Source organism: Azospirillum sp. OGB3 (genome assembly GCF_014192915.1).
GTDB lineage: Bacteria > Pseudomonadota > Alphaproteobacteria > Azospirillales > Azospirillaceae > Azospirillum.
In genome coordinates, this window is the sequence record NZ_JACHYN010000003.1 from 210651 (window position 1) to 236487 (window position 25837).

26 protein-coding genes are annotated in these 25837 nt (G+C 68.8%); 13 read left to right on the top strand and 13 right to left on the bottom strand.

Features of this window, described 5'->3' with window-relative positions; translation table 11 throughout:
- The first annotated feature begins 4 nt into the window (after positions 1 to 4).
- Positions 5 to 808 (top strand): twin-arginine translocase subunit TatC, encoded by an 804-nt coding sequence (gene tatC, locus FHW79_RS08455; RefSeq protein ID WP_183178501.1) that lies wholly within the window; start codon positions 5 to 7, stop codon positions 806 to 808.
- A gap of 12 nt (positions 809 to 820) precedes the next feature.
- Here tatC and FHW79_RS08460 read toward each other — a convergent pair whose 3' ends face one another.
- The gene (locus tag FHW79_RS08460; protein WP_183178502.1) at positions 821 to 1984 is read right to left on the bottom strand and encodes a GGDEF domain-containing protein; all 1164 of its coding nucleotides are present in this window, start codon (positions 1982 to 1984) and stop codon (positions 821 to 823) included.
- Positions 1985 to 2169: 185 nt separating this feature from the next.
- Between FHW79_RS08460 and serS the strand changes: the two genes are divergently transcribed.
- The 4 genes from serS to FHW79_RS08480 are packed head-to-tail and all read left to right on the top strand — an operon-like array spanning position 2170 to position 6197.
- Complete coding sequence (gene serS / locus FHW79_RS08465) at positions 2170 to 3435, top strand: serine--tRNA ligase (RefSeq protein WP_183178503.1); 1266 nt, start codon at positions 2170 to 2172, stop codon at positions 3433 to 3435.
- The gene (gene surE, locus FHW79_RS08470; RefSeq protein ID WP_183178504.1) at positions 3435 to 4217 is read left to right on the top strand and encodes a 5'/3'-nucleotidase SurE; all 783 of its coding nucleotides are present in this window, start codon (positions 3435 to 3437) and stop codon (positions 4215 to 4217) included. The genes serS and surE overlap by 1 nt, the downstream gene beginning before the upstream one ends.
- Before the next feature lie 28 nt (positions 4218 to 4245).
- The gene (locus tag FHW79_RS08475) at positions 4246 to 4899 is read left to right on the top strand and encodes a protein-L-isoaspartate(D-aspartate) O-methyltransferase (protein WP_183178505.1); all 654 of its coding nucleotides are present in this window, start codon (positions 4246 to 4248) and stop codon (positions 4897 to 4899) included.
- Positions 4900 to 4925: 26 nt separating this feature from the next.
- The gene (locus tag FHW79_RS08480; RefSeq protein WP_348984089.1) at positions 4926 to 6197 is read left to right on the top strand and encodes a LysM peptidoglycan-binding domain-containing M23 family metallopeptidase; all 1272 of its coding nucleotides are present in this window, start codon (positions 4926 to 4928) and stop codon (positions 6195 to 6197) included.
- Here FHW79_RS08480 and FHW79_RS08485 read toward each other — a convergent pair.
- Complete coding sequence (locus FHW79_RS08485) at positions 6154 to 7011, bottom strand: ATP-binding protein (RefSeq protein WP_183178507.1); 858 nt, start codon at positions 7009 to 7011, stop codon at positions 6154 to 6156. The genes FHW79_RS08480 and FHW79_RS08485 overlap by 44 nt on opposite strands.
- A 138-nt stretch (positions 7012 to 7149) precedes the next feature.
- Between FHW79_RS08485 and FHW79_RS08490 the strand changes: the two genes are divergently transcribed.
- From FHW79_RS08490 to FHW79_RS08510, 5 genes are all read left to right on the top strand, one after another.
- Positions 7150 to 7890: a hypothetical protein gene (locus FHW79_RS08490; RefSeq protein ID WP_183178508.1), complete on the top strand. Its 741-nt coding sequence runs from the start codon at positions 7150 to 7152 to the stop codon at positions 7888 to 7890.
- Positions 7891 to 8001: 111 nt separating this feature from the next.
- Complete coding sequence (yajC, locus tag FHW79_RS08495; RefSeq protein WP_183178509.1) at positions 8002 to 8373, top strand: preprotein translocase subunit YajC; 372 nt, start codon at positions 8002 to 8004, stop codon at positions 8371 to 8373.
- A gap of 36 nt (positions 8374 to 8409) precedes the next feature.
- Complete coding sequence (gene secD, locus FHW79_RS08500) at positions 8410 to 10008, top strand: protein translocase subunit SecD (protein WP_183178510.1); 1599 nt, start codon at positions 8410 to 8412, stop codon at positions 10006 to 10008.
- 12 nt (positions 10009 to 10020) lie between these two features.
- A complete protein-coding gene (secF, locus tag FHW79_RS08505; protein ID WP_183178511.1) occupies positions 10021 to 10974 on the top strand; it encodes a protein translocase subunit SecF in 954 nt (317 codons plus the stop codon).
- Positions 10975 to 11001: 27 nt separating this feature from the next.
- Positions 11002 to 11379 carry an Mth938-like domain-containing protein gene (locus tag FHW79_RS08510; protein WP_183178512.1) on the top strand — a complete coding sequence of 126 codons (378 nt, stop codon included), beginning with the start codon at positions 11002 to 11004 and terminating at the stop codon, positions 11377 to 11379.
- A gap of 88 nt (positions 11380 to 11467) precedes the next feature.
- Here the strand turns inward: FHW79_RS08510 and FHW79_RS08515 are convergent, their stop codons facing one another.
- The 4 genes from FHW79_RS08515 to FHW79_RS08530 all read right to left on the bottom strand — a co-directional run bounded on the left by FHW79_RS08515 (position 11468) and on the right by FHW79_RS08530 (position 15296).
- On the bottom strand, positions 11468 to 12073 hold the full coding sequence (locus tag FHW79_RS08515; protein WP_183178513.1) for a superoxide dismutase: 606 nt from the start codon (positions 12071 to 12073) through the stop codon (positions 11468 to 11470).
- Positions 12074 to 12141: 68 nt separating this feature from the next.
- Positions 12142 to 13452, bottom strand: coding sequence for a hydroxysqualene dehydroxylase HpnE (gene hpnE, locus FHW79_RS08520; RefSeq protein WP_183178514.1), 1311 nt, complete (start codon positions 13450 to 13452; stop codon positions 12142 to 12144).
- 8 nt (positions 13453 to 13460) lie between these two features.
- Positions 13461 to 14384, bottom strand: coding sequence for a presqualene diphosphate synthase HpnD (gene hpnD / locus FHW79_RS08525; protein ID WP_183178515.1), 924 nt, complete (start codon positions 14382 to 14384; stop codon positions 13461 to 13463).
- Positions 14385 to 14423: 39 nt separating this feature from the next.
- Positions 14424 to 15296 (bottom strand): squalene/phytoene synthase family protein, encoded by an 873-nt coding sequence (locus FHW79_RS08530; protein ID WP_109072636.1) that lies wholly within the window; start codon positions 15294 to 15296, stop codon positions 14424 to 14426.
- Between the two features lie 120 nt (positions 15297 to 15416).
- On the opposite strand from FHW79_RS08530, the gene FHW79_RS08535 reads away from it, so the two are divergent.
- A complete protein-coding gene (locus FHW79_RS08535; RefSeq protein ID WP_183178516.1) occupies positions 15417 to 16271 on the top strand; it encodes a phytoene/squalene synthase family protein in 855 nt (284 codons plus the stop codon).
- A gap of 10 nt (positions 16272 to 16281) precedes the next feature.
- Here FHW79_RS08535 and FHW79_RS08540 read toward each other — a convergent pair whose 3' ends face one another.
- From FHW79_RS08540 to uvrA, 5 genes are all read right to left on the bottom strand, one after another.
- Entirely contained in the window at positions 16282 to 18342 is a 2061-nt protein-coding gene (locus FHW79_RS08540) for a methyl-accepting chemotaxis protein (protein WP_247884237.1), read from the bottom strand.
- Positions 18343 to 18479: 137 nt separating this feature from the next.
- Positions 18480 to 19844, bottom strand: a complete 1365-nt coding sequence (trmFO, locus tag FHW79_RS08545) for a methylenetetrahydrofolate--tRNA-(uracil(54)-C(5))-methyltransferase (FADH(2)-oxidizing) TrmFO (RefSeq protein ID WP_183178518.1) — start codon at positions 19842 to 19844, stop codon at positions 18480 to 18482.
- A 142-nt stretch (positions 19845 to 19986) separates the two neighbouring features.
- Positions 19987 to 20463, bottom strand: coding sequence for an SRPBCC family protein (locus FHW79_RS08550; protein WP_183178519.1), 477 nt, complete (start codon positions 20461 to 20463; stop codon positions 19987 to 19989).
- A 185-nt stretch (positions 20464 to 20648) separates the two neighbouring features.
- On the bottom strand, positions 20649 to 20849 hold the full coding sequence (locus FHW79_RS08555) for a hypothetical protein (RefSeq protein WP_183178520.1): 201 nt from the start codon (positions 20847 to 20849) through the stop codon (positions 20649 to 20651).
- A 114-nt stretch (positions 20850 to 20963) separates the two neighbouring features.
- Complete coding sequence (uvrA, locus tag FHW79_RS08560) at positions 20964 to 23816, bottom strand: excinuclease ABC subunit UvrA (protein WP_183178521.1); 2853 nt, start codon at positions 23814 to 23816, stop codon at positions 20964 to 20966.
- A 489-nt stretch (positions 23817 to 24305) separates the two neighbouring features.
- Between uvrA and FHW79_RS08565 the strand changes: the two genes are divergently transcribed.
- Positions 24306 to 24788, top strand: a complete 483-nt coding sequence (locus tag FHW79_RS08565) for a single-stranded DNA-binding protein (RefSeq protein WP_183178522.1) — start codon at positions 24306 to 24308, stop codon at positions 24786 to 24788.
- Between the two features lie 174 nt (positions 24789 to 24962).
- The gene (locus tag FHW79_RS08570) at positions 24963 to 25268 is read left to right on the top strand and encodes a hypothetical protein (RefSeq protein ID WP_183178523.1); all 306 of its coding nucleotides are present in this window, start codon (positions 24963 to 24965) and stop codon (positions 25266 to 25268) included.
- On the opposite strand, the gene FHW79_RS08575 is transcribed toward FHW79_RS08570, so the two are convergent.
- Together FHW79_RS08575 and FHW79_RS08580 are read right to left on the bottom strand one after the other, a co-directional pair.
- Positions 25228 to 25575, bottom strand: coding sequence for a hypothetical protein (locus tag FHW79_RS08575; protein WP_183178524.1), 348 nt, complete (start codon positions 25573 to 25575; stop codon positions 25228 to 25230). The genes FHW79_RS08570 and FHW79_RS08575 overlap by 41 nt on opposite strands.
- A complete protein-coding gene (locus FHW79_RS08580) occupies positions 25572 to 25826 on the bottom strand; it encodes a hypothetical protein (RefSeq protein ID WP_183178525.1) in 255 nt (84 codons plus the stop codon). The genes FHW79_RS08575 and FHW79_RS08580 overlap by 4 nt, the downstream gene beginning before the upstream one ends.
- Positions 25827 to 25837 lie beyond the last annotated feature (11 nt).

The window sequence follows — 25837 nt, forward strand, 5'->3', positions numbered from 1 at the left end:
GCGCATGACCGGCGAGACCGACGACGAGCTGGAAGAAAGCAAGATGCCGCTGATCGACCATCTGGTCGAACTGCGCAACCGTCTGATGTACGCGACGCTGGCGATCTTCATCGCCTTCTTCGTCTGCTACGCCTTCTCGGACCGCATCTACAACTTCCTGGTCCAGCCCCTGGCCGACATCCTGGCCGGGCAGGGGCGGCGGATGATCTACACCGGCCTGACCGAAGCCTTCTTCACCTATGTGAAGGTGGCCTTCTGGGCCGGCTGCTTCCTATCCTTCCCCATCGTCGCCAGCCAGATCTGGATGTTCGTCGCGCCCGGCCTCTACAAGCATGAGCGCAAGGCCTTCCTGCCCTTCCTGGTGGCCACCCCGATCCTGTTCTTCCTGGGCGGGGCGATGGTCTACTACTTCATCTTCCCGCTGGCCTGGCGCTTCTTCCTGGGGTTCGAGTTCCACCCGGGCATGGACGCCGGCGCCCTGCCGATCGAGTTCGAGGCCCGCGTCAGCGAGTATCTCGGCCTTGTGATGCACCTGATCTTCGCCTTCGGTCTGGCCTTCCAGCTTCCGGTCCTGCTGACCCTGCTGATCCGCGCCGGGCTGCTGACGACGGAGACGCTGGCGACCAAGCGGCGCTACGCCATCGTGTTCGTGTTCGTCGTCGCGGCGGTCCTGACCCCGCCGGACGTCATCAGCCAGGTCGGCCTCGCCATCCCGCTGCTGGCGCTCTACGAGGTGTCGATCCTGATCGGCCGCCGCATCGAGAAGACGCGCGGCGACGCGGACGAGACGGAAGCCGAGCAGGCGTAAGGCCGTCGCGCCTTACGCCGTCGCTTCGTCGACCATCACCTGATTGCGGCCGTTCCGCTTGGCCCGGTAGAGGGCCAGGTCGGCGGCGGCCAGTGCCGCGTCGATATCCTCCCCGCTGCGGCAGGCGGCTATTCCGATGCTGACGCTGGCAGCGATCTCGTGGCCCTGGAAGGGCAGCGGCCGCGCCGCCACGTCGCGGCGCAGCGCCTCCGCCAACGTCGCCGCCCCGGTGCGGTCGGTGTCGGGAAGCAGCAGGCAGAACTCCTCCCCACCATAGCGCCCGAACAGGTCGGTGCGGCGCAGCCGCGCCGTGACGGTCTCGGAGAAGAGCCGGAGAAGAGCGTCGCCGGCGAGATGGCCGAAGGTGTCGTTGACCCGCTTGAAGCGGTCGAGATCGAGAAGCAGCAGGGTCAGCGGCGCGCCGTTGCGTTGCGCTCGCAGCAACTCCCGCTCGGCGTGCTTCAGGAAGGCCCGGCGGTTGTAGGCGCCGGTCAGCGGGTCGATGGTGCCGATGCGGTCCAGATCCGCCTGAAGCTTCTCGCTGGTCATGGCGAGGAAACCGAATCCCCAGGCCGTAACCGCAAGGATGGCCTCCAGGAATCCGGCGCTTTGCACCAGGCTGGGTGTCAGGATGCTGTCCACCGGCCCACCCCAGGCGGTCAGCACGGCGCGCCCGGCCACGAACAGGGCGTGGAACAGGAACACCAGGGCGGTGACGCGCTGCGCCCGCCGAGGCTTGTCCGCCGGCCCCATCCACCACAGCTCCAGGGCTGCCAGCAGCGACAGGCCGGTGATTCCGGCGGACATGATCAGGATGCGCGCCGTCACGTCGTTGGTTGCCACCACGAACCACGCGATGCCCGTGGTCAGTACGGCGAGCAGCGCCATCCCGAAGCGCCAGGGGATCGACCGCCCGGCGAAGCTGCGCACGCCGAACCAATTCAGGATGTAGGTGGCGGCCACCAGGGCGTTGCTCAGCGGCACGGCGGCGGCGGGCGGCCAGACCCCGTAAGCGGTGACCATGGCCATTCCGACGGTGCCGGTCAGCGCTCCCACGGCCCAATAGGCCAGCGCGGTGATGTGGCGGTGCGCCCTCCAGGTCAGGAAGGCGGCGATGGACAGCAGAACGCCGATGCCCACCAGGACGATGACGAGGGTGCGGGTGTCGAGGATCATGTCCGGAGTGGGGAGGGCAGCGGTCGATTTCGGGGTTCTGCACGCATTCGCGTTCCCGGCGCCACCGATAAGTATAGGACACCAATCATTTCAGGGTCTTTCCCTTCGGCGCGGCTCCGCCTCTGGACCTTCACCCGACGGCGGACTATAACCAGCCTCCCACCCATTCCGTATCGCCGTGAGCCATGCACGACCTTCGCGCCATCCGTGAGAACCCCGAATCCTTCGACCGCGGCCTCGCCCGCCGGGGCCTTGAGCCGATGTCGCCGACGGTGCTGGACCTCGATTCGCGCCGCCGCGCCGCGCAGACCCAGTTGCAGGAGATGCAGGCGCGCCGCAACGAGGCGGCGAAGGAGATCGGCCTCGCCAAGCGGGAGGGTCGCGACGCCCAGTCCCTGATGGACGAGATGGCGCAGCTCAAGGAGCGGCTGCCCCAGGTCGAGGAGGAGGAGAAGGCGCTGGGCGCCGAGCTGGACGGCCTGCTCGCCTCCATTCCGAACCGGCCTGCTGACGACGTGCCGGAAGGCCCGGACGAGAGCGCCAACGTCGAGATCCGCCGCTGGGGCGAGCCGAAGGCCATCGCCGACGCCAAGCAGCATTTCGAGCTGGGCGAGGCGCTGGGCCTGATGGATTTCGAGGCGGCGTCGCGCATGTCCGGCGCCCGCTTCACCGTCCTCAAGGGCGGGCTGGCCCGGCTGGAGCGCGCGCTCGCCGACTTCATGCTGGACATCCACACCGGCGAGCACGGCTACACCGAGATCGCGCCGCCCCTGATGGTGCGCGACAACGCGCTGTTCGGCACCGGCCAGCTTCCCAAGTTCGAGGAGGACCTGTTCCGCACGGGCGACCACTATCTGATCCCGACCTCGGAAGTGCCGCTGACCAACCTCGTCAACGACCAGATCGTTGCGACGGAAGAGCTGCCCCACCGCTACACCGCGCTGACCCCCTGCTTCCGCGCCGAGGCGGGGTCGGCCGGGCGCGACACGCGCGGCATGATCCGCCAGCACCAGTTCTGGAAGGTCGAGATGGTCAGCGTCACCGCGCCGGACCAGTCGGAGGCGGAGCACCTGCGCATGACCCAGTGCGCCGAGACCATCCTGCAGCGGCTGGGGCTGCCCTACCGCGTGGTAACGCTGTGCACCGGCGACATGGGCTTCTCAGCGCGCAAGACCTACGACATCGAGGTCTGGCTGCCCGGCCAGAACATGTACCGCGAGATTTCGAGCTGCTCGAACTGCGGCGACTTCCAGGCCCGCCGCATGAAGGCCCGCTGCCGCCCGAAGGGTGAGAAGCAGACGCAGTTCGTCCACACGCTGAACGGCTCGGGCGTTGCGGTCGGGCGCTGCCTGATCGCGGTGCTGGAGAACTACCAGCAGCCCGATGGCTCCATCCTGGTTCCCGAAGCGCTCCGGCCCTACATGCGCGGGCTGGAAAGGATCACCGCCTGATGTTCGATCACCCGCTCGACCTGTCGAACGCGCGCATTCTCGTCACCAACGACGACGGCATCCACGCGCCGGGCCTGAAAATCCTGGAGGCCATCGCCCGCTCCATCTCCGACGACGTTTGGGTGGTGGCGCCGGAGATGGAGCAGTCGGCGGCCAGCCATTCGCTGACCATCAACCGGCCGCTGCGGCTGCGCCAGCTGGACGAGCGGCGCTACACGGTGGACGGCACGCCGACCGACTGCGTCCTGCTGGCCGTCAACCACATCATGAAGGACGCCCGTCCGACGCTGGTCCTGTCCGGCGTCAACCAGGGCTCCAACATCGGCGAGGACGTGACCTATTCGGGCACCATCGCGGCGGCCATGGAGGCGACCCTGCTGGGCGTTCCGGCCATCGCGCTCAGCCAGCATTACGAAAACCGCGCCCAGATCGACTGGTCGGCGGCGGAGCGCTGGGGGGCGGAGGTGATCCGCAAGGCCGTCTCCACGCCCTGGCCGAAATACGTCCTGCTCAACGTGAACTTCCCGGCCTGCCCGGCGGCGGAGGTCACAGGCATCCAGGTGGTCCGCCACGGCAAGCGCAAGATCGGCGACGAGCTGGTGGAGCGTGTCGATCCGCGCGGCAAGCCCTATATTTGGATCGGAACCCTGCGCGGCGAGGCCGACGTGGCGCCCGACACCGACATCCATGTGGTCTTCCACGGCGGTATTTCGGTGACGCCGGTCTATCTGGACCTGACGCACACGCCGACGCTCCAGACCTTGCGGCACGCGTTCGAGTAAGATGACTTCCGAGGTGAATGGGTAGGATGTGACGGTCGAGGCTCGCAAGATCCGGCTTCTGATGGCGTTGCGCCGCAATGGCGTGACCGACACCCGGGTTCTGGCCGCGATCGAGCGAATCCCGCGCGAGCGCTTCGTCCCCGCCCCCTTCCAGGATCAAGCGTGGGAGGACACGGCGCTTCCCATCGACCTTGGCCAGACCATCAGCCAGCCTTTGATCGTGGCGCTGATGACCCAGGCCCTGGAGTTGGGGGAGCGGCAGACGGTGCTGGAGATCGGCACCGGCTCCGGCTATCAGGCGGCGGTTTTGTCGCGGCTGTGCCGACGGGTCTACACCGTCGAGCGGCTGCGGCCGCTGCTGACCGAGGCGGAGGCGCGATTCCAGGCTCTGCGCCTGAACAACATCACGACCCGCCACGGCGACGGGACGAAGGGCTGGCCCGAGCAGGCGCCGTTCGAGCGCATACTGGTCACGGCCGCCGGAGGCCCCGATGCGCCAAAGGACTTGACGGATCAGCTCGCCGTTGGTGGTGTCATGGTCATCCCGCTGGGGGGCGACTACCGCGGCCAGCGGGTCGTCCGCATCCGGCGGACCGAAACCGGTCTTACACGGGAGGACTTGTGGCCCGTCCGCTTCGTACCGTTGCTGTCCGACCCTCCGTCCCCCGCCGGAACGGAATAGCCGGCCCGTTCGGCGTGCCATTCGGCGTGACAGGACGCTCCCTTGTCGCGGCGCTGGCGGTGATCCCGCTGCTCGCCGCCTGCCAGCAGCGCACCGGCGATCTCGCGCCGGTCACCTCGGTGTCCAACACCCCGGATTCGATCGGAGGCGCCGTCATCGTGCAGCGCGGGGACTCCGCCTATTCGCTGTCGCGGCGCTACAACGTGCCGCTGCGCGACCTGCTGGAGGTCAACCACCTGTCGCCGCCTTACCAGCTCCAGGTTGGGCAGCGCCTCGTCCTGCCGGTGTCGCGCCAATACATCGTCCAGCGCGGTGACACGCTGTACGGCATCTCCCGCATGTTCAGCGCGGACATGAGCGAGTTGACCCGGCTCAACGGTCTGACCGCGCCCTACGCGGTTCAGGCCGGGCAACCGCTGCGCCTGCCGGGCGGTGATGCCCCGGGCGGCACCGCGGTGGCCCAGGCGCCGTCCTCCAGCGCGGGGGCCGCCGTCGGCGGCGTGGTGGCCTCGGCGCCGGTCAAGCAGGTGTCGCGCGGGTCCATCCAGGCGGCGGAGCTGCCGCCGCCGGGCGCATCGGCATCGACACCGGCCCCGGTGGAAAGCCCCTCACAGACCGCGACCGTCCTCGCGCCGGCGCCCGGTGCCAAGCCGTCCGGCGCGCCGGAGGTGGCGTCGGCGGCGCCCGTCTATCAGCCGGGGCAGGCCCCGACCTCGCTGCGCCCGCCCGGCCAGAAGCCCGCCGTTCCGGAGCCGGCACCCGCGCCGCGTGCCGTCGAGGCCGCTCCGGTCCCGCCACCGCCGCCGGCACAGGAGGTCGCCGCCGCTCCGCCCCCGCCGCCGAAGGCCGCGGAGCAAGCGACGTCGCAGCGCGCCACCGGGCGCCTGCTCTGGCCGGTGAAGGGGAAGGTGATCTCGACCTTCGGGCCGAAGCCGGACGGTCTGCACAACGACGGCCTGAACATCGCCGCCAGCAAGGGAACGGCGGTGGTCGCCGCCGACAACGGTGTCGTCGCCTACGCCGGCAACGAACTGCGCGGCTTCGGCAACCTGCTGCTGGTGAAGCATTCGGACGGCTTCATCACCGCCTACGCCCATCTCGACCGCATCGACGTCGAGCGGGGCGTGGCGGTGAAGCGCGGGCAGGCCATCGGCACGGTCGGTCAGACCGGATCGGTGACGAGCCCGCAGCTTCATTTCGAACTGCGCAAGGGCAGCCAAGCGGTCGATCCGCGCGACCGCATGGAGCCGCGGGTCAGCGAAGGGGCTTCCCCAGACGGCCAGCCAGGTCCTGGATGAACTGCCAGGCCACCCGGCCGGAGCGGCTGCCGCGGGTCACCGACCATTCCACGGCCTCGGCCCGCAGCTGCTCCGCCGGGATGTCCAGCCCGAAGCGGGCGGCGTAGCCCTCGATCATCGCGAAGTAGGTCGGCTGGTCGCAGTTGTGGAAGCCCAGCCACAGGCCGAAGCGGTCGGACAGCGACACCTTCTCCTCGACCGCCTCCGCCGGGTTGATCGCGGTGGAGCGCTCGTTCTCGATCATGTCGCGCGGCATCAGGTGGCGGCGGTTGGAGGTGGCGTAGAACACCACATTCTCCGGACGCCCCTCGATCCCGCCCTCCAGGACGGCCTTCAGCGACTTGTAATGCGCGTCGTCATGGTCGAAGGACAGGTCGTCGCAGAACAGGATGAAGCGGCGCGGCTCGTCCTTCAGCCGGGCGAGCAGGCGGGGCAGGGTGGGGATGTCCTCGCGATGGATCTCCACCAGCGCCAGCGTGCCGGGATGGTCCTGCGCCACCGCGGCGTGAACCGACTTGACCAGCGAGCTCTTGCCCATGCCGCGCGAGCCCCAGAGCAGGGCGTTGTTGGCCGGCAGGCCGGTGGCGAAGCGGGTGGTGTTGTCCAGCAGGATGTCGCGCTGGCGTTCGACGCCGCGCAGCAGGCCGATCTCCACGCGGTTGACGGCGGGCACCGGCTCCAGCCGGTCGGGATCGGCGTGCCAGACGAAGGCGTCGGCGGCGCCGAGGTCGAGCCGGCCCGGCGGCGGCGGTGCGAGCCGTTCCAGGGCCTCGGCGATGCGGGTGAGGAGGGGCAGCAACTGGGCGTCCGACATCGTGTTCCTTCGCAGGCGTTTCTTCCGGTTTCGTTGCGCCGACCCTAACCCGCCGGCGCGCCGCCGGACAAGGAGGCGCGCTTGCGGGGGAGGCGTGCGCGCCGTTATGGTGCGCCCAGCGCGAACCGAGGGCCGGCCATGCACGCAGAACGTTCCACCGATCTCCCGAAGCCGGCGGGGAGCGCCGACCATGTCCTGCGGCGGCTGGAGGAAACGCCCCTTCGCGAAGACCCTTTCCCGCATCTGGTGGTGCCGGACGCCCTGCCGGCCGACCTCTACGCTCGCGCGGTCGCCCAATGGCCGCGGTTCGAGGCGTTGGCCCTCCTGCAGATGGACACGCTTCCCCAGCGCCATCAGATGGTGCTGACCGACCGCAATCTGCGGGAGATGGAGCCGGAGGCCTCCGCGGTCTGGCGGGAGGTCCGCGATTCCCTGTTCGGGCCGGAGACGCTGAAACGTCTCGCCCCGCGCTTCCCCTCGCTCGCCGCCAAGCTGGAGACGCCCGTCGCAGCCCGGCCGGCGACGGTCTATGCGCGGCTGGTCGAGGACCATGCGGGCCATTCCATGCTGCCCCACACCGACGTGTTCGGCACCTTCCTGTCCATGCTGCTCTACATGCCGGCGGACGGCAGCCGCCCCGATCTCGGGACGGCGCTGTACCGGCCGCGCGATCCGTCCTTCACCGCCAACGCCGGGCGGTCGACGGAGCGGTTCCCGCGCGAGGATTTCGAACTGGCCGGCACCGCGCCCTTCCTGCCGAACCATCTGCTGGCCTACGCGCCGTCCGACCGGTCCTTCCATGGAGTGGAGCCGGTGGAGGCGCCCTGCACGCGCCGCTTCCTGCTTCTCTTTGCCGTGATGGACAGCCGCGGCCCTTGAAGCCCGGCGGGCGTACCCCTATTCCATTGCATCGACGGCCCGGACCGTTATAGTCGCCGCGTCCGCGAGCGCCCGCTGCGCCTTCGGAACCAAACCACAGGGAGCCTCCAGATGTTCGTTTCGACGGCCTATGCACAGACCGCCGCGCCCGCCGCCGGTGGGGCCGACATGATCGTGCAGTTCCTGCCGCTGATCCTGATTTTCGTCGTCTTCTATTTCCTGCTGATCCGTCCGCAGCAGAAGAAGATGAAGGAACACAAGGGCATGCTGGAGGCCATCCGTCGCGGCGACCGCGTGGTGACCGGCGGCGGCATCATCGGCACGATCACCAAGGTCGGCCCGGACGACGAACTCCAGGTCGAGATCGCCGAGAACGTCCGTGTCCGCGTCATGCGCTCCACCGTGAACCTCGTGCTGTCGAAGTCCGAGCCGGCCAAGAGCGCCGACGACAAGGCTGAAGAGAAGGTCGTGGACCGCAAGTAACGCGGTTCTCCGGTAGCGAACGGGACTGGTTTACGAATGCTGTATTTTCCGCGCTGGAAGATTTTTCTGATCGTCGCGATCTGCGTGCTCGGGACCATCCTCACGCTGCCGAATTTTTTCAGCCGCGAGACGCTGTCGGCCCTGCCGAACTGGTACGCGCACAGCCGGGTCAACCTCGGCCTCGACCTGCGCGGCGGGTCGCACCTGCTGCTCGAGGTGGACATGGGCGCGGTCATCCGTGACCGCGTCGAAAGCCTGGTCGATTCGGCGCGCACCCAGCTGCGCAACGACAATGTCGGCTACACGGCGATCAACCCGGGCGACCGCGGCATCACCGTGCAGCTCCGCGACCCGGCGCAGGGCGACACGGCGGTGCGGGCGCTGCGCCAGCTCGCCAACACCATCGGCGGCGGACCGCTCGGCGGCGGCCAGCCCGACCTGGAGGTCACCGCCAGCGGCGGCAGCGTCACCGCCCGGCTCAGCGAGATCGCGCTGCGCGAGCGCGCCACCCAGGCCATCGAACAATCCATCGAGATCGTGCGCCGCCGCATCGACGAGACCGGCGTCAACGAGCCGACCATCGCCCGCCAGGGCGCCGACCGCATCCTGGTCCAGCTTCCCGGCGTCGAGGACCCCGACCGCGTGAAGCGGCTGCTCGGCACCACGGCGAAGATGACCTTCCGGCTGGTCGACATGAACGCCGACCCGAGCGCCGGCCGCGCCCCTCCGGGCACCGACATTCTGCCCTCGGCGGAAGGCGGGCGGGCGCAGAGCGCCTACGTCATCCGCAAGAAGGTCGAAGTGGACGGCGCCAACCTGACCAACGCCACCGCGGGCAGCAACCCACAGACCGGCGAGTGGGTGGTCAATTTCGAATTCGACAGCATCGGCGCCCGCCGCTTTGCCGACGTGACCCGCGCCAACGTCGGCCGGCCCTTCGCCATCGTGCTCGACAACAAGGTCATCAGCGCCCCGGTGATCCGCGAGCCGATCACCGGCGGGCGTGGCCAGATCAGCGGCAGCTTCACCGCCGCCGACGCCAACGACCTCGCCGTCCTGCTGCGCGCCGGCGCGCTGCCGGCCCCGCTGAAAGTGATCGAGGAGCGCACGGTCGGCCCTGACCTCGGCGCCGACTCCATCCGCGCCGGCCTGATGTCGGTGGGCATCGGCTTCGTGCTGGTCTGCGCCTATATGATCGCCGCCTACGGCCTGTTCGGTGCCTTCGCCTGCTTCGCCCTGCTGGTCAACACCATCCTGACGCTGGCCGCGCTGTCCCTGCTCCAGGCGACGCTGACGCTGCCGGGCATCGCCGGCGTCCTGCTGTCGCTCGGTCTGGCGGTCGACGCCAACATTCTGATCAACGAGCGCATCCGCGAGGAAACGAAGAAGGGCCGCGGCGTCTTCGGCTCGGTGGAGGCCGGCTTCAACCGCGCCTACTCCACCATCGTGGACGCCAACCTGACCACCGCCATCAAGATGGCCATCCTGTTCGTGCTGGGCACCGGCGCGATCAAGGGCTTTGCCGTCACCATCACCTTCGGCATCCTGATTTCGCTGTTCACGGCCACCGTGCTCGTGCGTCTCATGATGGTCAGTTGGCTGCGCAAGACGCGGCCGGCCGCCCTGCCGGTGTAAGAGGTCATTCCCATGTTCCGGCTTCGTCTGGTCCCTGACAACACCAACATCCAGTTCATGCGCGGGCGACACGCCGGCCTGATCGTGTCGGCGTTCCTGTCGATCGCGTCGGTGGTGCTGTTCTTCTATCCCGGGCTGAACTACGGCATCGACTTCCGCGGCGGCATCGTCATCGAGGCGCGCACGCCGCAGGCCGCCGACTTCGCCTCGCTGCGCCACACGCTGACCCAGCTCAACATGGGGCAGGTGGCGTTGCAGGAGTTCGGCTCGCCCCAGGACGTGCTGATCCGGCTGGAACGCCAGCCGGGCGACGACGCGGCCCAGCAGGTGGCCGCCGACAAGGTGAGGGCCACGCTCGCCCAGGAGATTCCCGGCACCACCGTGCGCCGCGTCGAGGCGGTCGGCGCGTCGGTCAGCGGCGAGCTGTTCTTCAACGGCATGCTGGCGCTCGGCCTCGCGCTTCTGGCGATGCTGGTCTACATCTGGTTCCGCTTCGAATGGCAGTTCGGCTTCGGCGCCATCGTGACGCTGCTGCTGGACGTGACGAAGGTGGTCGGCTTCTACGCGATCACCGGGATGCAGTTCAACCTGACGGCCATCGCGGCGATCCTGACGATCATGGGCTATTCGACCAACGACAAGGTCGTGGTCTATGACCGCATGCGCGAAAATCTGCGCATCTACAAGAAGATGCCGTTGCGCGAGCTGATCGACCGCTCGATCAACGAGACGCTGAACCGCACGCTGGGCACCTCCATGTCGACGCTGCTGTCGATCCTGCCGCTGGCCTTCTTCGGCGGCGAGGCGCTGCAGGACTTCGGTATCGTGCTGATCTTCGGCATTTTCCTGGCGACCTCCTCGTCCATTTTCATCGCCGCCCCCATCTTGCTGTTCCTGGGCGAGAACCGGCTGCGCCGCAACGCGCCGGCGGACAACGCGGCCCCGGCCGCCAACCCGACGCCGTGATCGGAAAGAACAGGAAACGGACAAGAGATGGCGGACATCACGCCGATCATCCCGTCGGACCGGCAGGTCATCGACGGTTACGGGGAAGGGCAATTCTGCGTGTCCGGGCAATGGCGCACCGGTGCGGTGGTGGTGCTTCCCGACCGCACGGAGCCCTGGCGTCCCCAGGACTTCGCCGCCCTGACGGCGGAAGACTTCGCCCAAGTCATCGCAGCGGAGCCGCGGGTGGAGTTTCTGCTGCTCGGCTCCGGCACCCGGATGCAGCTTCTGCCCAAGGCCCTGCGCCAGAGCCTGCGCGACGCCGGTCTGGTGGTCGAGGTGATGGACACTGGGGCGGCTTGCCGGACCTACAACGTCCTGCTGGCCGAAGGCCGGCGGGTGGGGGCGGCGCTGCTGCCGGTGTGATCCGTTTCGCGCGCTTCGCACCGAATGACCAAACGAAAAAAGGCCCCCGGATCGGGGGCCTTTTCCGTTCTGGCGATCCGATAAGGGATCAGGCCGGGGCCTTCGACAGGCGCTCGGCCACGAACTCCCAGTTCACCAGGCTCTCCAGGAACGCCTTCACGAAGTCCGCGCGGCGGTTCTGGTAGTCGACGTAGTAGGCGTGCTCCCACACGTCGGCGGTCAGCAGCGGAAAGTGGCCCTGGGCCAGCGGGGTGTCGGCGTTGGAGGTCTTGGTGACCTTCAGCTTGCCGCCGTCGATGTACAGCCAAGCCCAGCCCGAGCCGAACTGGGTGATGGCGGCGTTCGAGAACTCTTCCTTGAACTTGTCGACGCTGCCGAAGTCGGCGATCAGGCGCTTCTCAAGCTCGCCCGGGATGGCGCCGCCACCGTTCTTCTTCATGCTCTGCCAGTAGAAGGTGTGGTTCCAGACCTGGCCGGCGTTGTTGAAGAGGCCCTGCTTGGAGGCGTCGCCGTAGCTCTGCTTGATGACGTCTTCCAGGCTGGCGTTGGCCAGCGGGCTGTCCTTCGTCAGGTTGTTGAGGTTGGTGACGTAGGTCTGGTGGTGCTTGTCGTGGTGCAGGTGCAGCGTCTCCGACGACATGAACGGCTGCAGAGCATCATAGCCATACGGGAGCGGCGGCAGTTCGAACGCCATTGAGTTACCCTCTCTTCTTGGATTGTCCCATCTCGGGCCGTGCCTTGCGGCACGGCACCTCCGTCCGCTCAAATAGGCCCGCGGCGCGGCAAAGTGAAGGCTGGAAAAAGGCCGAGACGCGAAAAGGTGGTAATCCCTGCGGTCAGCACCGCCTGAGCGGCGATCTCGCCGGAGCGGACCGCACCTTCAAGCGTCGCAGGAAGCCCCATCTTCGTCCAATCGCCGGCCAGAACAAGGTTTTTCAAGGCGGTCTGGGGACCGGGGCGATTCGCCGCATGGACAGGGGACTGGTCCGGAGTCGCCCGGCGCTCCTTGATGATTCGGTGCGGCGGCAGGGCTGCGCCGGGCGTGCCGAGCGCCCGCGCCACGTCGCGCCACAACGTGGCGGCAACCGCGTCAGCGGGCAGGGTGGCGAGCGCATCGGCGTCGCTGACCGTCACCGACAGCACGTCGCCGCGCCGGAACAGCCAGTCCGCCGTTCCGCCGACCAGCCCCAGGAAGGGCAGGCCGCCGGGCAAGTCGATCGGGGCTGGCAAACGGAAGTGGGCATTGACGATGGCCCGGCCGTTCGCGGAGATGGGTACGGCCTCGGGAAGCAGGCGTCCGGCGATCCAGGCCGGCACCGCCAGGACCACCGCGTCGTCGCTGCCGAGCGCGATGCGTTCGCCGTCCACCGACAGGGCGGCGACGCGCTCCCCCGCGCGCTCCAGCCCGTCCACCCGCGCGCCGGTGCGCAACTCGGCGCCGTGCCGCGTCAGCCACGCCACCGCGGGTTCGACCAGCGCGGCGGACAGGCCCTTCTCGGCGAACAGCGGACGGCAGGCGGCCTCGCCGCGCAGCAGCGTTTCCCGCAGCACGGCGCCGAACAGGCGGGCGGACACCCGCTCCGGTGCCCCGTTCATCACCGACACGGCCAACGGGCGCCACAGCCGCTCGTAGAGCGGTCCGCCAGGAGGCAGGGCGTCGGCCACCGACGCACCGGGGCCGGCGGTCAGGGTGCGTAAGGCGGCGAGGTAATCGGCGGGGCGGCTTCCCGGCACGCGGCGCGCCGTGTCGAACAGCCACAGCCCGCCCGGCCGCAGGCACCAGCGCTCGCCGTTGCCGAGGTCGAGGAAGGGAAAGGCGGCGGGGCGCAACTCGGTCAGGGCATCGCTCGCGCCGACCCGTTCCAGATAGCCGAGCAGGGAGCGGTTGCCGCTGAGCGCCAGATGGCTGCCGTTGTCCACCATGCGGTCCAGCGCGGCGTCGTGGAAGGAGCGGCAGCGCCCTCCGGCCTGCGGGGCGCCCTCATACAGGACGACCCGCCGCCCCGCTTCGGTCAGGCGGACGGCGGCGGACAGGCCGGCAAGTCCGGCGCCGACGATGTGGACGGTGCCCAAGACGTCCGTCAGGCGGTGGGCGGATAGCCGAGCGCGCAGCGCACGGCCACCAGTGCGCACTCGCGCTTGCCGACCCGCACCCGCCGGTCGAGGTCGCGCCAGCCCCGGGCGCGCAGTCGCACAAGCAGCCGGTGGTACAGCACCATCATGGCGACCGCCGCCCACAGCGAGCCCCGCCGCCCGGCGGCCTGCCCGTCGGTCAGCGCGCGGCGCGCCTCGGCGAAGCGCTCCTCGGCCAGCACGGCCAGCGCCTCGCAGGTCCGGGGCAGGTTGGGGTGGGCGAGCACGGTGGCGGGGTCGGAGCTGCCGATGCCGGCCTCGTCGAGCAATTCGCGCGGCAGGTAGAGGCGGCCGATCTCCGCGTCCTCCGTCAGGTCTCGCAGGATGTTGGTCAACTGCAACGCCTCGCCCAGCGCCAAGGCGAAGGCTTCGGTGGAGGCGTCGGCGCGGTCGAACACGCGGATCGCCAGCATGCCCACCGCGCCGGCGACGCGGCGGCAATAGAGCCGCAGGGTCGGCAGCGCCGGGCCGGTCATGCCCCCGCTGTCGCCTCCATCCGCCGGGATGTCCATCGCCATGCCGTCGATCAACGCTTCCAGCTCGCCGCGCGGCAGGCCGTAGCGTTCGATGGCGCCCTTCAGCGCCGCCCCCAACGAGCTGGACGGCGCGCCGCCGGCATAGAGGCCGCGGATCTCGGTCCTCCAAGCGTCGAGCGCCGCGCGCTTCTCCGCCGGCTCGCCGGGCTCGTCCGCGATGTCGTCGATTCGCCGGCAGAAGGCGTAGATGGCGAACATCGCCGCCCGCTTGGAGCGGGGCAGCAGCAGCATCGGCCAGTAGAAGGTGCTGCCCGACCGTCCGGTCACCGCCGCCGCCGCGGCAGCCGGGCTGCCGGCGGTGTCGCTCTGCGTCGAGTCCAGCGATGGCTGCGGCATACGTCGGTCCTGCGTGGTGGCGGTCGAAGGGTGCGGAGTCTATTTGCTCCCGATGGCGCGCGCCAGCCCGCGTGCGGTGGCGAACAGCTTATGATGCGTGCCAAGCACCACCCGCTTCTTCAGCGGGTCGCGGCTGCGCAGCCGTTGCGCCAGCGACTCGGCGAGGCTGAGGATCACCGAGGCTTCCATACGCAGGCCGCGATGCTGGATCAGGCCGGGCAGGGGGGCGGCGCGTTCCAGCAGCCGGTCGGTGTGCTCCAACGTGCGGTCGAAGATGGCGCGCAGCTTGGCGTCGCTCTCCGTTTCCACCAGCCGCTCGACGCTGATCGCCGAATCGTCGAACCAGACCAGCGGGATGTAGCAGCGGCCGAGCTGGCTCCAGTCCTCCCGGCAGTCTTGGAGGTGGTTCAGCACCTGCAAGGCGGTGCACAGCGCGTCCGACGCGGGACCGGCGGCCACACCCTCGCCGTGAAGGTCCAGCAGGTAGCGCCCGACCGGGTTGGCGGAAAAGCGGCAGTAGAGCAGCAGGTCGCTCCAGCTGTGGCAGCGTGCGCCCACCGCGTCGCGCCGGAAGGCGCGCAGCACCTGCCGGGGGTGGCGATCGCTGACCCCGGTCGCCTGCAGGCTGGCGCGCAGGTCCAGCGCCGGCTTCAGATAGGCGTGCTTGGCCTGCCCTGTGGTCAGCGAGCGTTCCAGCGCCTCCAGATAGGCGAGCTTGGTCTCCGGTTCGAGATCGGGGTCGTCGGCAATGTCGTCGCCCAGCCGGACGAACCGGTAGAAGGCCATGACATGCGGCCGGAGATGCTTCGGCAGCAGGCGCGAGGCGACCGGAAAATTCTCCGAGTCCGCGTCCTTGCGGGCGACCGGGCTGGGTTTGCGGGGCTTGGTGGGGGCGATGTTGAAATCGGCCATTGTTCCGCCTGCTGCGCGTCGGGGCTGGTGTGGGAAGCCTGTCTGCCTAATATAAGGCGCGAGCGGGCTTTGCCCTGCTTCCAAACTGTGCCACCCCCATTTTTCCAGAACAGGCATCACATGGCGAAGGCGACCCCCGACCTGTCCTATTGCGGACGGGAGGTGAGGAAATATGACAACGACCGTTTCCTGACGTGCCTTTTCGCCCCGGCGGAGCGCCGCGAATCGCTGTTCGCCCTCTACGCCTTCAACCTGGAGATCGCCAAGACCCGCGAGGTGGTGACCGAGCCGGTTCTGGGCCAGATGCGGCTGCAATTCTGGCGCGACGGGCTGGACAAGGTCTATGAGGGCGCCGCCGTTCCCAAGCATGCGGTGATGGAGCCGCTGGCCGCCGCCGTGCGGGAAGGTGGGCTGAGCCGCGCCCTGTTCGACCGGCTGATCGACGCGCGGGAGGCCGACCTGGACGACACCCCGCCGGCCAACCTGTCCTGCCTGGTCAACTACGCGGAGGTCACCGGCGCTCCACTCGTCCAGCTCGCGCTGGAGATCCTCGGCGCGAAGGACGCCGACGCGGCGGAGGCCGGGCGTCAGGCCGGGATCGGCTACGCGCTGGCCGGCATCGCCCGCGCGGTGCCCTTCCACGCCCGCCAGCACCGCCAGCTTCTCCCCGCCGACCGCATGGCGGCGCACGGCGCCAAGCAGGGCGACCTGTTCGAACTGCGCTCCACCCCCGAGCTGCGCCCCGTGGTGCGCGAGGTGGCGGAGGCCGCCCGCGACCATCTGGCGAAGGCCCGCGCGCTGCGCCGCTCCGTCCCGCGCGCCGCCCTGTCGGCCCTGCTGCCGGCGGTGCTGGCCGGGCTGCATCTGGACGCGCTGGCGCGGGAGGGCAACGACCCCTTCGCCCCGCGCGTTCTGATGCCCCACCCGCTGCGCCACGCCAAGCTGGCCTGGGCGGCGCTGCGCGGCAGGTTCTGACCCCTGTCGGTCAGGCGGCGCGGATCATCGCCACGAACCGCTCCACCTCCTGGCGGAGCTGGTCGGCCTCCCGCGACAGGTCGCCGGCGGCGTTGAGCGCCTGATCGGCCATCGAGCCGGTGGACCCCGCCGCCTGGGTCACCCCGCCGATGTTCACCGACACGGCGGCGGTGCCCATCGACGCCTGCTGGACGTTGCGGCTGATCTCCTGGGTGGCGGCGCCCTGCTGCTCCGCGGCGGCGGCGATGGCGGTGATCGTCTCGTTGATGGCGATGATGCTCCGCCCCACCGTCCCGATGACGCTGACCACCGTGCCGCTGACCGTCTGCATGTCGGCGATCTGCCGAGAGATGTCCTCCGTCGCCTTGGCGGTCTGGTTGGCGAGATTCTTCACCTCGCTGGCGACGACGGCGAAGCCCTTGCCGGCTTCGCCGGCGCGGGCGGCCTCGATGGTCGCGTTGAGCGCCAGCAGATTGGTCTGGCCGGCGATGCCCTGGATGAGGTTCACCACGTCGCCGATCTTCTGCGCGGCGGCGGACAGCCCTTCCAGCGTGGCGTTGGTGCGCTCCACCTCGGCGACCGCCTCGGCGGCCATCTGGGAGGAGCGGCCGATCCGCTCGTTGATCTCGCGGATCGAACAGCTCAGCTCCTCCGCCGCGGCGGCCACCGTCTGGACGTTCTGGCTGGCTTCCTCGGCGGCGGTGGACACGGCGGCGGCCTGACGGTCGGTCTGGGCGGCGATGGCCGACAGGCTCTGCGCGGTGCTGCGCATCGCGCCGGCCTGCTCCGACACGTTGCGCACGACGCCGCCCACCGACGCCTCGAACCGGCTGGCGACGTCGGCGAGGTCGCCCTTGCGGCGCTCGGCGGCACGCTGCTCCTCGCGGCGGCGCTCCTCCTCCAGCTCCGCCATGCGGGTGGTGTTGTCCTGGAAGAGCTTCAGGGCCTTGTTGATGGCGCCGATTTCGTCGGTGCGGCCGGTGTCGGCGATGACCACGCCGCGGTCCCCGGCAATCACAGCGTCCAGCGTCGCGATGGTGCGACGCAACGGCAGGCCCACGATGCTGCGGCTGGCCAACAAAAGCGCTGTCACCAGGGCGGCCAGCAGGACCAGCCCGCCGATGATGGTGGCGTTGCGCAGGTCCCGGACCGGGGCGTTGATCTTGTCGAGCGGCAGGTTGACCAGCAGGGACCAGGGTGTATCCGTTCCCGCGACCTTCACCGGCAGGAACAGCTGCTTCACGGGCTGCCCGTCGGCGACCGCCATCTGCTCGAAACTCCGTCCCGCGCGGACGGCCGGTTTGGCGGCGTCGAGCGCCGGGTCCGATGCGCCGATCGGTTGCCCCATCCGCTCGGTATCGGGATGACCGGCCCAGACGCCGTCGTTGGAAATCAGGTGGATGGACCCGCTGTCGAAGGGCTTCACCGTCTTCAGCATGGACCAGATGCCGTCGGTGGACAGATCGACGCCGGCCACCCCGACGACCCGGCCGTTTTCGACGATCGGAACCGACATGGACACCATCAGCACCTTCCGGCCGGCGACCATGTAGCTGTAGGGCTCCACCACCATGGCCTTCCCGGTGCGCTTCGGGATCTGGTAATAGGCGCCGTCGGAGCCCGGATCGTCATAGCCGACGAGGGACTCCAGCGCAACCGTCCCCGACCCGCGGTTCCAGTAGGGAAGGAACCGGCCGGACGCGTCGGAGCCCGGCTTGCTGGCGAACTCCGCGTCGCGGCCGTCCAGGGCGTTCGGCTCCATCCCCACCCACACGCCGAGGAAATCCGGGTTGGCCTCGGCGATGCTCTTGAGCCAGGTGGAGAGCTGCTCCCGGTCGGTGCGGCCCGCGGCCTTCAGGCCGACCAGGGAAGTCGCGATGAAGCGAGCGGCTTCCATCGCGGTGCCCAGCCGGGCGTTGACCATCTCGCCGTAGCGCTGGCCAAGCTGCTCCCCGCTCTGGAAGGACAGGGTTTCGATGTCCGACCCGCTCTTGGCCGTCAGGGCCGCAATCCCCACCGCCAGGGAAATGATCGTCACCGTCACGATGACGATCACCTGTTTGGCAACCAATGATTTTGTTCTAATCATAACCATCCCGCCGGAAGACTTTCTCACCCATTCGAAAGAAAGTGTCCCATGGGATTGGTTAAGCGTCACTTATGACCTTTATTATAGTTCCGTGATAATTTTCCCGAAATTGCCGGGCTTCAGACCGTGACGGCGGGTGCGGCCTTTAGCCACCCCTCCAGATCCTCCAGCGCGCGGCGGGTGTAGGCCAGCTTGCGGTCACGCCCGCGGATGCGATCGTCCACCGGCGGGAACAGGCCGAAATTGACGTTCATCGGCTGATAGGTATCGGCGTTGGCGCCGCCGGTGATGTGGCCGAGGATCGCCCCCAGCGCGGTGGTGACCGGCGGGGCGGACGGCTCCCCGCCCAGCCGCTCGGCGGCGGCGAAGCGCCCGGCGAGCAAGCCGACGGCGGCGCTTTCCACATAGCCCTCGCAGCCCGTCACCTGGCCAGCGAAGCGGATGCGCGGCTGCGCCTTCAGCCGCAGCGCGCCGTCCAGCAGGCGCGGGCTGTTCAGGAAGGTGTTGCGGTGCAGGCCGCCCAGCCGCGCGAACTCCGCCTTTTCCAGGCCGGGGATCATGCGGAAGATCCGCGCCTGCTCGGCGTGGCGCAGCTTGGTCTGGAAGCCGACGAGGTTGTAGAGCGTGCCGAGCGCGTTGTCCTGGCGGAGCTGGACCACCGCGTAGGGGCGGCGTTCCGGCTTGTGCGGGTTGGTCAGGCCGACCGGCTTCATCGGGCCGTAGCGCAGCGTGTCGACCCCGCGCTCCGCCATCACCTCGATGGGCAGGCAGCCTTCGAAGTAGGGCGTGCTCTTCTCCCACTCCTTGAAGTCCACCTTTTCGGCGGTCAGCAGGGCGTCGATGAAGGCGCGGTACTCGTCCTTCTCGAAGGCGCAGTTGATGTAGTCCTTGCCGGTGCCGCCGGGGCCGGGCTTGTCGTAGCGCGACTGGAACCACGCCTTGGACAGGTCCACGCTCTCCAGATAGACAATGGGGGCGATGGCGTCGAAGAAGGCCAGCGACTCCTCGCCCGTAAAGCTGCGGATGGCCTCGGCCAGCGGCGGGGAGGTCAGGGGGCCGGTGGCGATGACGACGCTGTCCCACGCCTCCGGCGGCAGGCCGGCGACCTCGCCGCGCTCCACGGTGATGAGGGGATGGCTGGTGATCGCCTCGGTCACGGCGCCCGCGAAGCCGTCGCGGTCCATGGCCAGCGCGCCACCCGCCGGCACCTTGTGCGCGTCGGCGCAGCGCAGGATCAGCGAACCGCAGCGCCGCATCTCCTCGTGCAGCAGACCGACGGCGTTGTACTCCGCGTCGTCCGACCGGAAGGAGTTGGAGCAGACCAACTCGGCGAGCTGGTCGGTGCTGTGCGCCTCGGTCGGGCGGACGGGCCGCATCTCGTGCAGCACGACGGGAACGCCGCGCTGGGCGAGCTGCCAAGCGGCTTCGGACCCGGCAAGGCCGCCGCCGATGACGTGAACGGGGGAAAGGGACGTGTCGACCATATCAGCAACTTTCACAAAGTTGCCGAACAAGTAGACCGTCGTTGTCGCCACGGCAAGGCCAACCCGGACCACAGCGCGGAATCGCGGCCAGGATCGTCTGCCGGTTCCGGCGATCCTGGTCGCTCCGCCGAACAGCGGTGACTTACTGGGCGGCGAGCTTCTGCTTCAGCCCGTCGAAGCCCGAGGTGAAGATGCCGGAGATCACCTTGCGCGATTCCTCGTCGCTGGCCCCGTTGGAGGTGTAGCGCGCCTTCCACACGACGCGCGTGCCCTTGCCCGCCGGTTCGGCCGACAGGGAGGCCGCATAGTCCTTGACCGGCAGCGGGCTGGTCAGGATCGAATAGCGGATGCGGTGGCTGCTGGCGGAGGAGGAGAGCAGCCGCTCCTCGATCGTGCCACCGCCCTTGAGGGCCAGCACGCGCTCCTGCGCGCCGTCCTTCCGGCGCAGGGTGCAGCTTTCCACCGCCGGGTGCCAAGTGCCGAGGTTGCAGAAGGGGCCGATCTGCTGCCAGACCTTCTCGATCGGGTAGGGCAGGGTGGTCGATTCCGTGACCTCGACGGCCAGGGCCGGGCTTGCCAGAGCGACCAGCGTGGCCGCGACCGCGAACAGGGTGCGCATGGGGTTCCCTCCGTTGTTCGGCTGTTCCGGCGCGCATCGTTGGGCGCGCCTCGAAATCCTAGCCGAGCGGGGAGGGCTTGAAACTTGTACGTTGGTAGGACGAACAAGGGAAGAATCGGCAAGACAACGGCCGGTCCCGCCTGGGCGGAGCCGGCCGTTTCACTTGGGAGCGAAACGAAGAGTCCTTATTCGCTCTTGGTCGTCGTCGTGCGCTCGGTGGTGGTCGAGCCGCCGGTCGGCGGGGTGGTCAGGCTGGAGTTGCCGTAGTTGGGCGAGGTGGTTGTGGTCGTGGTCGTGGTGCTGGTGGTGTCGTCGGTCCCGCAGGCGCTGACCAGAAGGGCCGCGCCGAAGGCGAGCGCCACACCGGACATCAGGGTCCTGGACATGCTCCGTCTCCATCCTGTTTGGCGAACGATGAAGAGGAAACGCCCCCGCTCCGGCTTTGTTTCCAGGGCAAAAATCGGCCGAAGGAAAAAGGCCGGGATGACCCCGGCCCATCTTCACGCCCTCTTCCGGCTTTTCGGCTTCGCCTTCAGGTAGGGGGCCAGATACTGGCCGGTGTAACTCCGTTTAACCTTCACCACGTCTTCCGGGGTGCCCTCCGCAACGATCTCGCCGCCGCCGGTGCCGCCTTCGGGGCCGAGGTCGATGATCCAGTCAGCGGTCTTGATGACCTCCAGATTGTGCTCGATCACCAGCACCGTGTTGCCCTGGTCGACCAGCGCGTGGAGCACCTCCATCAGCTTCTCGACGTCGGCGAAATGCAGGCCGGTGGTCGGCTCGTCGAGGATGTAGAGGGTGCGGCCGGTGGCGCGGCGGCTCAGCTCCTTGGACAGCTTCACCCGCTGCGCCTCGCCGCCGGACAGAGTCGTGGCGGGCTGGCCGATGTGGATGTAGCCGAGGCCCACCCGCTCCAGAGTCTCCAGCTTGTCGCGGATGCCGGGCACCGCCTTGAAGAACTCCTTGCCCTCCTCGACCGTCATGTCCAGAACGTCGGCGATGGTCTTGTCGCGGTAGGTGACTTCCAGCGTTTCGCGGTTGTATCGCTTGCCGTGACAGACGTCGCAGGTGACGTAGACGTCGGGCAGGAAGTGCATCTCGATCTTAATGACGCCGTCGCCCTGGCACGCCTCGCAGCGCCCGCCCTTCACGTTGAAGGAGAAGCGGCCGGGGCCATAGCCGCGGGCCTTGGCCTCCGGCAGGCCGGCGAACCAGTCGCGGATCGGGGTGAAGGCGCCGGTGTAGGTGGCCGGGTTGGAGCGCGGGGTGCGCCCGATCGGCGACTGGTCGATGTCGATGACTTTGTCGAGATTCTCCAGCCCCAGCAGTTCGTCATGCTCCGCCGGATGCTCGCGCGCGCCCATCAGCTTGCGCGCCACCGCCTTGTAGAGCGTCTCGATGATCAGGGTGGACTTGCCGCCGCCCGACACGCCGGTCACGCAGGTGAAGGTGCCCATCGGGATGCGCGCCGAGACGTTCTGAAGGTTGTTGGCGCGCGCGCCCTTCACCTCCAGGAACTGGCCCTTGTGGCCGGGGCGGCGCTGGTCCGGCACCGGCACGAAGCGGGTGCCGTTGAGGAACTGGGCGGTGACGCTGTCGGGGTTGGCCTGGACCTCCGCCGGGGTGCCCTGGGCGATCACGGTGCCGCCGTGCTGGCCGGCGCCGGGGCCCATGTCCACCAGATAGTCGGCGGTGCGGATGGCGTCCTCGTCATGCTCGACCACGATCACGGTGTTGCCGAGGTCGCGCAGCCGCTTCAGAGTCGCCAGCAGCCGGTCGTTGTCGCGCTGGTGCAGGCCGATGGACGGCTCGTCCAGCACGTAGAGCACGCCGGTCAGGCCGGAACCGATCTGCGAGGCCAGCCGGATGCGCTGGCTCTCGCCGCCGGACAGCGACCCGGAGCCGCGGCTGAGCGTCAGATATTCCAATCCCACCGCGTTGAGGAAGCCCAGCCGCTCGTTGATCTCCTTGAGGATGCGGTAGGCGATCTCCTTGTCCTTCGGACGCAGATGGTCGTTCAGCGTGCTGAACCACGTGGCCGCGTCGGCGATGGACATTTCCGCGGCCTGGGAGATGTGGTGGCCATGCACCTTGACCGCCAGCGCCTCCGGCTTCAGGCGGGCGCCCTTGCAGGTCTCGCAGGGCTGGGAGGACTGGTACTTGGACAGCTCCTCCCGCATGTAGGCGCTTTCCGTCTCGCGGTAGCGGCGCTCCAGATTGTTGACGATGCCCTCGAAGGCCTTGTTCGTCTGGTAGCTGCGCAGCCCGTCGTCGTAGGTCATCGTGATCGGCGCGCCGTCGGAACCGTAGAGGATGGTCTGGCGGACCTTCTCCGGCAGCTTTTCCCACGGCGTGTCCATGGCGACGCCGAAATGCTTGGCGATGCTCTCCAGCGTCTGCACGTAATACTGCGAGGAGGAGCCGGCCCACGGGGCGATGGCACCCTTTTTCAGCGACAGCCGCTCGTCCGGGACGACAAGCATCGGGTCGAAGTAAATCTTGCTGCCCAAGCCGTCGCAGGCCGGGCAGGCGCCGAACGGGTTGTTGAAGGAGAACAGACGTGGCTCGATCTCCGGAATCGTGAAGCCGGACACCGGACAGGCGAATTTCTGCGAGAAGACGGTCTGCTCGTGCGACTCGGCGTCCTCGACGAAGACGATCCCGTCGGCGAGGCCGAGTGCCGTCTCCAGCGAATCGGCGAGCCGGTTGCCCAGCCCCTCGCGGACGACGATGCGGTCCACCACCACGTCGATGTCGTGCTTCAGCTTCTTGTTGAGCGCCGGAACCTCGTCGATCTCGTGCATCGTGCCGTCGACGCGCACGCGCTGGAAGCCGCGCTTGCGCAGATCCTGGATCTCCTTCTTGTACTCCCCCTTGCGCCCCCGGATGAGCGGCGCCAGCAGCAGCAGGCGCGTGCCCTCCGGCATCGCCAGGATGCGGTCGACCATCTGGCTGACCGTCTGGCTCTCGATGGGCAGGCCGGTGGCCGGGGAGTAGGGGATGCCGACCCGCGCCCACAGCAGGCGCATGTAGTCGTAGATCTCCGTCACCGTGCCGACGGTGGAGCGCGGATTCTTCGAGGTCGTCTTCTGCTCGATGGAGATGGCCGGCGACAGCCCCTCGATCGAGTCGACGTCCGGCTTCTGCATCAGCTCCAGGAACTGGCGCGCGTAGGCCGACAGGCTCTCGACATAGCGCCGCTGGCCTTCCGCGTAGATCGTGTCGAACGCCAGCGATGACTTGCCCGATCCCGACAAGCCGGTGATGACGATCAGCTCGTCCCGAGGCAGATCGACATCGACGTTCTTGAGGTTGTGCTCCCGCGCGCCGCGGACACTGATGTGCTTGTTCATGGAGTGTTCTTAGCCGAAACCGGAGGGGAATGGAAGGCGCCAAAAAAGCTCCGAAAGCCCGGACAGATATGTGCCGCGCGCAGGCGACTTGCCACCGGCGCACGTTCCTTTCCGGCCGCGTGGGACGCAGGGGCGGGATGCGGGAGCCCCAGGTAAGGGGCAGAGAGACACCGGGGAGACGATGATGGGGAGCCACCAAGGAATCGGTTGGCGGCACGGACTCTCTCTGCTATGTTTGTTCATGGAGTGTTCTCTTCCGTGCGGGCCGGGCGGGTTGATCCGGATGGAAGGGGCGAAGCGCTCCGGCGGCGGCGGTTGACCCGTGCCTGTCCCCCGTGCTTTGTGAAGCGCAAGGCGGGGCGGGCATGGACCGGACCACGGATCAAACCGGCCCTGCGAACAGACACCCCCGGTATCCGGACGCCCTTCCGCCGGGCGCCCGAACGGGTCGGATGGGATACCGGGAACCCGCGCTAGGAGACACGTGCGATGAATGTATGGACGTTTACGGGGCGCCTCGGCGCGGATGGCGAGCTTCGCTCCACGCAGAGCGGCGAAAAGGTTCTGGGCTTCCGCGTCGCCAACGACGTCGGGTTCGGCGACCGCAAGACCACCCAGTGGGTGGACTGCTCCATCTGGGGCCGCCGCGCGGAGGCTCTGGCGCCGCACCTGACGAAGGGCAAGGCCGTGGTGATCTCCGGCGAGGTGACGCTCCGCGAGTTCGAGAAGCGCGATGGGACCCGCGGCGCCGGCCTGTCGGTGCGTGTCAACGAAATCGACTTCACCGGCGGCCGTGAGGGCGAAGGCGGCGGCGGCGGTGGTTACGGCGGCGGTGGCGGCGGCTACGAGTCGCGCGGCGGCGGTGGCTACGGCGGCGGCAGCGGCGGCGGCTACGGCGGTGGTGGTGGTGGACGCAGCGGCGGCGGTGCTCCGCCCAAGCACGACGACCTGGACGACGAAATCCCGTTCTGAGCGCCCGGGTGACCGCGAGGGAGGGGGCGTTTCTTCCCCTCCCGTCCGGTCCCGGCCGCAGGATTGTCTTCGCTTCACCTCCACAGGCCAGGGCTTGACGGGGCCAGGGCTTGACGGGGAAGGCTCGTCACCCGAGATTCCGCGGCGAGTGTCCGTCGTGATCCAGGAGCAGCCATGGCCCCCCAGCGCCGTCACATCCTGCGTGCCCTTGCCGCCGTCGCGGTCGGGGGCGGTGCCGCGACCCTGTCCGGTCCCGCCGCGGCGTTCCGCGTGATTCCGAACGACGATCTGAAGGGGGTGCTGGACGAGGGCTGCGGGGCCACCGCCTATCATCGCCGGATGATCGACGAGGCGGTTCAGGCGGCCGGCGTCTCGTTGACGGACGAGCAGCGCAACACGCTGCTTTCCCAGATTTCCTGTCCGACCTGCCGTTGCCCACTCAACCAGATCGACAATCCCGCGGCCGGCCTGCGCTTCTGAGAGGCCTTCGGGGCTCTCCACGACGCCGGGCGCGCCCGGCAACCAGGTCTTTCAGCCCGCGCGGGATGCGCGTGCGGTCGCTCCAGCGCACGACGATCCCGGCGGCGCGGCATTCCGCCGCCAGTTCCCGGCCATTCTCGTAACGGTGCTGGTCGAGCAGCGGCCAGCCGTCCAGCCCGCGATAAACGAACGGGCGCCCGTCGAGGAAGTCCCGGAACCCGTCGAAGAAGCGTGGGTGCAGGACCACCGGCTTCGCTTCCCGCCAGGAGCATGCCCCGTAGAAGCGGTTGTTGGTCACCCCGCTCATTGAAGTGATCCCGGACTGGCGCCCGAAGGGGTGTCCAGAACGGCCCGGCCCAACCGGTCGAGCAGAGTCGCCGTCGCGTTAGGGCCATGCAGGGTGGCGAGCCGGTCCACCGATTCGACCAACATCGCCCAGGCGACCAACCGGTCCGGTACGCCGTCGTGCCGTCCTTCGGCCCACAGCGAGCGCACCAGCTCCAGCGCTGCCTCGAAACCCGCCGGACGGTCCGGTGCATCCGCATCCTCGATCATCATCCCCCCGTTGC